We start from the raw sequence: 6118 nt of genomic DNA on the forward strand, positions 1-6118 counted from the left end.
TGCTAACTGAGCATTTGATCTTTTGGTCCCTTGAAGTCGCTGGAATTCTGTTTCGAAGTGGATGAGTAGGACTTTATACTCAGACTTCTGACTGCCTAATTGCCCTGCAGACGTCGCTGCAGTTGCGCGGCATGCAGGTCTTGTGGTTGTAAGAATTCTGTAGGTATGGGTTCCCACCACAGGCCATCTGCTTGCAGGCTTTCAGGTTCTTTACTGTCGAGCGCGACGAAGTTGACTTCGGACGGTCCAAATTCGGGACCGGGGTGTTCGATTGGCTTGAGACTACGAATGCCCCAGAAGCTTGCACCGCGGGCCGTATGCTTCCCGCGCAACAAACCACCACCGAAGCGCCAGATGAATTTGCCTCGTCCGCAATCAATCTGGCTGAACAAGTTGTTGTAAGGGCAAAAGCGATGGTGGTCTAAAGATAGGTCGGGGCCGCGTCCATATTTGATCACATTGCCGCAGGCCATGTTTTCCACTGTAATGTCGTGGATAAACTGACTGTTGAATTCAAAATGCTGTAGCAGGTTGTCCTGCGCATTGGTGGTGAAACTGATGCCATGATGCCCCGAATCGCCTTCGACATCAGGGCGTTGCGAGTGGAGGCTGACATGCTCGACCGTGCAGAAGTTACTTTTGAGGAAGATGCCGCTGTCGCTATTGCGAATATCAACATTGCGTATCCAACAGTGGGAGGCCGCTTCGATAGAAATCGCATTCAAGCCCAATTCCTTGAAATGCCCGGGATAAGCTTCGACCGGAAATTCTATACTGAGGTGTTCGATTCCAGATTCGGTGACTGTGGGCTCGAAACTGTTAACCGTAGACTGCCACGATTCTCTCAAGTCAAAAGTCAGCGGTCGTTCAATTTTGACCGTATTGCCGTCGATGGCTTTGATTCGGGTCACCAAAGTGGCTTCGTTGATTGTTTTTAAGTCGCTCTTCCCTTCGCCGGGGTCGTCTGCATATAGATGGTTCAGGAGCGAGCCGTCATTTGTGTCCTTTTGTGACACCGTGATGATTTGGCCAACTGTTAGTTGGCTGGCATCTTTCACTTCAAAACTTTGATCGCCGCGCAGGGCGCTCGAGCAGATCTCGCTTAATGTGCGATCCTTTCGTTCCCCCAGAATCCATAGAAAGCCGCCCGACCATGAATATTCCGAGGTGACTAAGCCTTCGGTGGTTGCGCTGCTAAAAGGGCGGACCAGCTCCAGCTTGGTGGTTGGCTGGATGATGGTTTGATCGATGCCTGCTCCACGCAGCACCACGCCTGATTTTTTAATCCAGAGAATGTCGCTGATTAAGTAGCGCCCTGCGGGAATCTGAATTACGCCCTCGCTGGCGGCGATTGCAGATTTAAAGGCTTCGGTGCAATCGGTTTGCCCATCGCCGACGGCACCGAAATCTGTCACACAACAATGGGCTGCGAGTTCTGGCAAGGGGCGCTCGCCCATGCGATAACCCGCGCAGGAAAAGTCAGGAAGTCGACTGTGCGGTGACCAAAGGTTTCCCCGGTCACCCCAGAGTTCTGAGTGGGATTTTGAAAGGCTGGATTTATCTAGTGTCATGATTTGCAGAGATGTGCAGGTTTATGGTTTAAATTGCAATTCATCTTCGCGGTGTGACAGTAACAATCGCGAGGGCATTGTCAGTGATTCATTGCTGCCATTGATTGAGCGATTCTAACGAAAATAGTCGAGTTTGGTTTACAGTTAACTATTGGCTGAACAAATTCACAGCCTACACCATTTGCCTTTCTACTTATGCTCCCAGTCGATTACTTCGTGTTATCTATTTACCTGTTGGGGATTTTCCTCGTCGGGGTCTTTCTCTCAACCAAGAACAAAAGTTCTGCAGACATGTTTGCGGCAGGGGGCGAGTCGCCTTGGTGGACTTCTGGTTTAAGTTCATTTATGACTATGTTCTCGGCGGGCACTTTCGTTGTTTGGGGCGGCATCGCGTATCAGCACGGTCTGGTGGCGGTGGTTATTAATCTTTGTTATGGTGTCGCCGCGATTCTGGTCGGGTATTTCGTGGCGGGGCACTGGAAGCGCATGGGGGTGAAGACGCCGGCCGAGTTTATTGAGCTACGCTTCGGATCTGCGGCGGTTCAATTTTATACGTGGGCGATGATGGTCTTCCGTATTGTCGGTGTCGCGGTGTCGCTCTATTCATTGTCGATCGTATTAGTTGCGATGATGCCTCTGGCAGATGGCAATCCCTTTCAAGATCCAGCGACGGGTAATCTCTCGCTGATGTGGGCAATCATTATCTTCGGTGGTATTGTGGTGATTTACACGATGGCTGGTGGCCTTTGGGCGGTGCTGATGACGGATGTGCTGCAATTTATTGTGCTCAACCTGGCGGTGATTTTTATCGTGCCGCTTGCCTTTGGTCAAGTAGGCGGGGTGAGTGGCTTTTTAGAAAGAGCGCCGCAGGGATTTTTTGCCTTAACCAGTGATAAATACACGATCTTTTTCTTAGTCGGTTGGGTGCTGATTCACTTCTTTATGATTGGGGCGGAGTGGGCCTTTGCACAGCGCTTTATCTGTGTCTCTAGTGAGAAAGATGCCAAGAAAAGCTGCTATTTGTTTGGGGGCTTGTACCTCTTGAGTCCTATGTTGTGGCTCTTGCCGCCCATGATTTATCGCACCATCGATCCCAATGCGGATCCGCAAGAAGCCTATATTCTGGCCTGTCGCGCGGTGCTGCCAGCTGGTATGGTGGGGCTGATGGTTGCGGCGATGTTTTCAGCAACTGCGAGTATGGTCAGTTCACAACTCAATGTCTTCGCTGGAGTATTGACCGATGAAATCTACCGTCGTTTACTTCGGTCCGATGCCAGTGATGGGCACCTTGTCAAGGTGGGTCGATTGTTTACGGTTATTTTAGGCGCAGTGCTGATTGCTGTGTCTCTGTTGATTCCATATTTGGGAGGTGCGGAGAAAGTGGTGGTGGCGATCACCAGTTTAATGGTTGGGCCCTTGCTTGCGCCGACTATCTGGGGGCTCTTCAGCCCCCGCGTGGGCATCCGTGCGATTTGGACGACGGTTGCGATCAGTTTTGTCTTGGGCTTGATTCTGAAGATCGGTCTCGGTGCCAACGGCTTCTTAGTTTCAGAATCGACCTCCGATTTCGCGATTTGGTTGCAAGCGAATGGCACTACTGTTGATCTCATCATCGGTGTCGTGATTCCCGTCTGTGTGCTCACCGTGATGCATAAATGGCGTGGAGAGATCGCTCCTGGTTGGACACGAGTGCAACAGCAGGTGAGCGATGTCATGGCTGCGGGACAAGTGACGGAAGCGAGCGCGCTGCCTGCCTTGATCGTGGGCGGCTGTCTCTTTCTCTGCGCCTTACTGATGTTTGGCCTGATTCCCTTTAACGATTCCGGACATCGGATTCTCGCTGTGTTCGGTGGCGTGCTCTTACTGATTTCGGGCGCCATCTTCCTCTTTATTAACCTTCAGAAAAAACGAATTTCATAAATGATTAATTCGGAACCTAGCTCGGAGCGTGCGCTCAAGAAAATTGAAATTGAAGCAGATCTTACGATTGTGGGCGGTGGCTTGGCCGGCACTTGTGCGGCCATCACTGCGGCGCGGGAAGGTGTTCAAGTGGTGCTGATTCAGGATCGTCCGGTCTTGGGGGGCAACGCTTCCTCCGAAGTGCGCCTTTGGGCTTTGGGGGCGACTTCGCACCAAGGAAATAACAATCGTTGGTCCCGTGAGGGTGGGGTGATCGACGAGATCGCTGTGGAAAATACCTGGCGCAACCGCGAGGGCAATCCCTTGCTTTTCGATGCCTTGCTACTTGAAAAAGTGCGGGCGGAAGCGAACATTACCTTGTTACTGAACACTGCAATGGTGGGCTTGGACAAAGACGGCCCGCATCGTATCAAAACCGTGCACGCTTTTTGTAGTCAAAACAGTACGCTCTACGACGTCAGTTCGCCGCTCTTTTGTGATGCCTCTGGTGATGGAATTGTCGGCTACCTCGCCGGAGCAGCTTATCGTATTGGAGCCGAAGCAGCCGGGGAGTTTGACGAGCCCTTCGCGCCCGAAGAAAGCTATGGTGAACTGCTGGGGCACACGATCTATTTCTATGGTAAAGACACCGGCGAGCCGGTCAAATACATCGCGCCGGACTTTGCGCTGAAGGATATCGAAGCGATCCCGCGTCATGATCAGATTCAGGTTAATAAATACGGCTGCAACTTCTGGTGGTTAGAATATGGCGGTCGCATGGATACCATCCACGAGACCGAAGACATCAAATGGGAGCTTTGGAAAGTCGCTTATGGCGTTTGGGACTACGTGAAGAACTCGGGCAAATTTCCCGAAGCTGAAACGCAAACCCTCGAATGGATCGGCACGATCCCCGGCAAACGGGAAAGTCGTCGTTTTGAAGGCGATTATATGATGAACCAGTCGGATATCGTGGAGCAGAAACGTTTCGACGATGCCGTTTCCTTCGGCGGTTGGGCAATTGATTTGCATCCCGCAGATGGAGTTTATAGTGCCGAAGCAGGCTGCCACCAATTTCACAGTAAGGGCGTGTACCAAATTCCATATCGCACCATGTATAGTCGGAATGTGGAGAACCTCTTTGTGACGGGACGTTTGATCTCCGCCAGCCATGTCGCTTTTGGCTCCACGCGAGTGATGATGACCTGTGCGCACAATGCACAAGCCGTCGGCATGGCCAGCGCGCTCTGTCGTGAGCAACAACTCAATCCTAGCGACTTGGTCGAGCCTGCCAGGATGCAGCAATTGCAACGACGCCTGCGTCGCTCCGGGCAATTCATTCCACATCTGAGCCTGCCGGAAGATGGCGAAGACCTGGCACGCTCAGCAGAATGGTCCGCTTCCAGCGAATCGGAACTGAGTGGCTTTGCCCCATCCGGAGCCTCTGCGAGTTTAGGCTGCGCGCGCGCTTTGTTGTTGCCTGTCAAAGCCGGCTTGATGCCTGCCTTGACTTTTCAATTGACGAGCCAGTCGGCCCAGACTTTGGAAGTGCAATTACGTGTTGCTAGCGAAGCCGGGAACTTCACGCCCGACCAGACTCTAGAGACCGTGCAAGTTGCTGTGTCGGCGGGGGAGCATCAAGCCACGCAGGTGACTTTCGCTACGACTCTCGCCAACGATGGTTTCGTCTTCGTTTGCCTCATGGCCTGCCCGGACGTGCAGCTTGCCTTGTCGGATGCGTATCACACGGGTGTTATGCCCTTAGTGCATTCGGCGAATAAGAAAGTCGCCACCAGTGCGGTGCAGACCCCACCCGAAGGGACTGGCTTTCATAGCTTTGAATTCTGGCTTCCAGAGCGTCGTCCTCTGGGGAAATTACCCGCTCTCTCCATCGAACCATCGGTATCTGCTTTTGGCGTAGAGCAATTGCAGAGTGATTACGAGCGCCCATTTATTCAAAGCAATGCTTGGGTCGCGAGCTCAGAAGATCCCGCCCCTTATTTAGATCTCAAGTGGGCCGAAGCTAAGCTTATTACTAAGGTTGTCATTTACTTCGATGTTGATTACGATCACGCCATGGAATCGGTGCAGTGGCACCACCCCGAAGATGCGATGCCATTTTGTGTTAAGCACTTTCGTTTGCTGAATGCACAAGGAGATGTTGTGGCCGAACAAAGTGACAATCATTTAGGCCGAGTAGAACTCAAGTTAGATGCGGGTGTCAAAACCCATGCTCTTCGCTTGGAGTGTAAAGAGACCCACGGCGCACCCGCTTCGGTTTTCTCTCTACAAGTGTTTTGATCAAACCGCTATTCGGGGGATGAGGGAGTCTCAGCTTAGTTGTGTGAATAGGTTAACTTTCTTGTGTCTGCTAGGCTCTCGACTTTTTTTTAGCGAATACAGATATCTATTTATCGATTATCATTAGCTGTTTTAGCTGTTGTTGTGCCTTGAACTCTCAGTGAACGAGCCCTTAGCTGCACTAAGCGAGTCATCGTAAATAATTTCCCCATGCCTATTCAATCCGACGTTCCTCCGATCCCTGTGCCCGATGCTCATGCCAAGGGTAAAATGCGTGCCAAGCTCTTTCAAAAGAGTAAGCTCTTTGTCGCGCTCTACCTACTGGTGCTGCCGACCACGCTTTCGCT

General features: G+C 51.8%; 3 protein-coding genes. 2 read left to right on the top strand and 1 reads right to left on the bottom strand.

The window, feature by feature from the left end:
* Window positions 1–95 precede the first annotated feature (95 nt).
* A complete protein-coding gene (locus tag QEH52_RS13785) occupies window positions 96–1571 on the bottom strand; it encodes a glycosyl hydrolase family 28-related protein (RefSeq protein ID WP_308951213.1) in 1476 nt (491 codons plus the stop codon).
* Between the two features lie 195 nt (window positions 1572–1766).
* Here QEH52_RS13785 and QEH52_RS13790 point away from each other — a divergent pair, with 195 nt between their 5' ends.
* Both QEH52_RS13790 and QEH52_RS13795 read left to right on the top strand, forming a co-directional pair.
* Window positions 1767–3491, top strand: coding sequence for a sodium:solute symporter family protein (locus QEH52_RS13790; protein ID WP_308951214.1), 1725 nt, complete (start codon window positions 1767–1769; stop codon window positions 3489–3491).
* Window positions 3492–5771: an FAD-dependent oxidoreductase gene (locus QEH52_RS13795; protein WP_308951215.1), complete on the top strand. Its 2280-nt coding sequence runs from the start codon at window positions 3492–3494 to the stop codon at window positions 5769–5771.
* Window positions 5772–6118: the final 347 nt, after the last annotated feature.

Source organism: Thalassobacterium maritimum (assembly GCF_031127805.1).
In the GTDB taxonomy this organism is placed as follows: Bacteria; Verrucomicrobiota; Verrucomicrobiia; order Opitutales; family Coraliomargaritaceae; genus Thalassobacterium; species Thalassobacterium maritimum.

Excerpts from the sequence above, each read along its gene's own strand:
- QEH52_RS13790 (WP_308951214.1), top strand. The coding sequence starts at position 1,767 with ATGCTCCCAGTCGATTACTTCGTGTTATCTATTTACCTGTTGGGGATT.
- QEH52_RS13785 (WP_308951213.1), bottom strand. The coding sequence starts at position 1,571 with ATGACACTAGATAAATCCAGCCTTTCAAAATCCCACTCAGAACTCTGG.
- QEH52_RS13795 (WP_308951215.1), top strand. The coding sequence starts at position 3,492 with ATGATTAATTCGGAACCTAGCTCGGAGCGTGCGCTCAAGAAAATTGAA.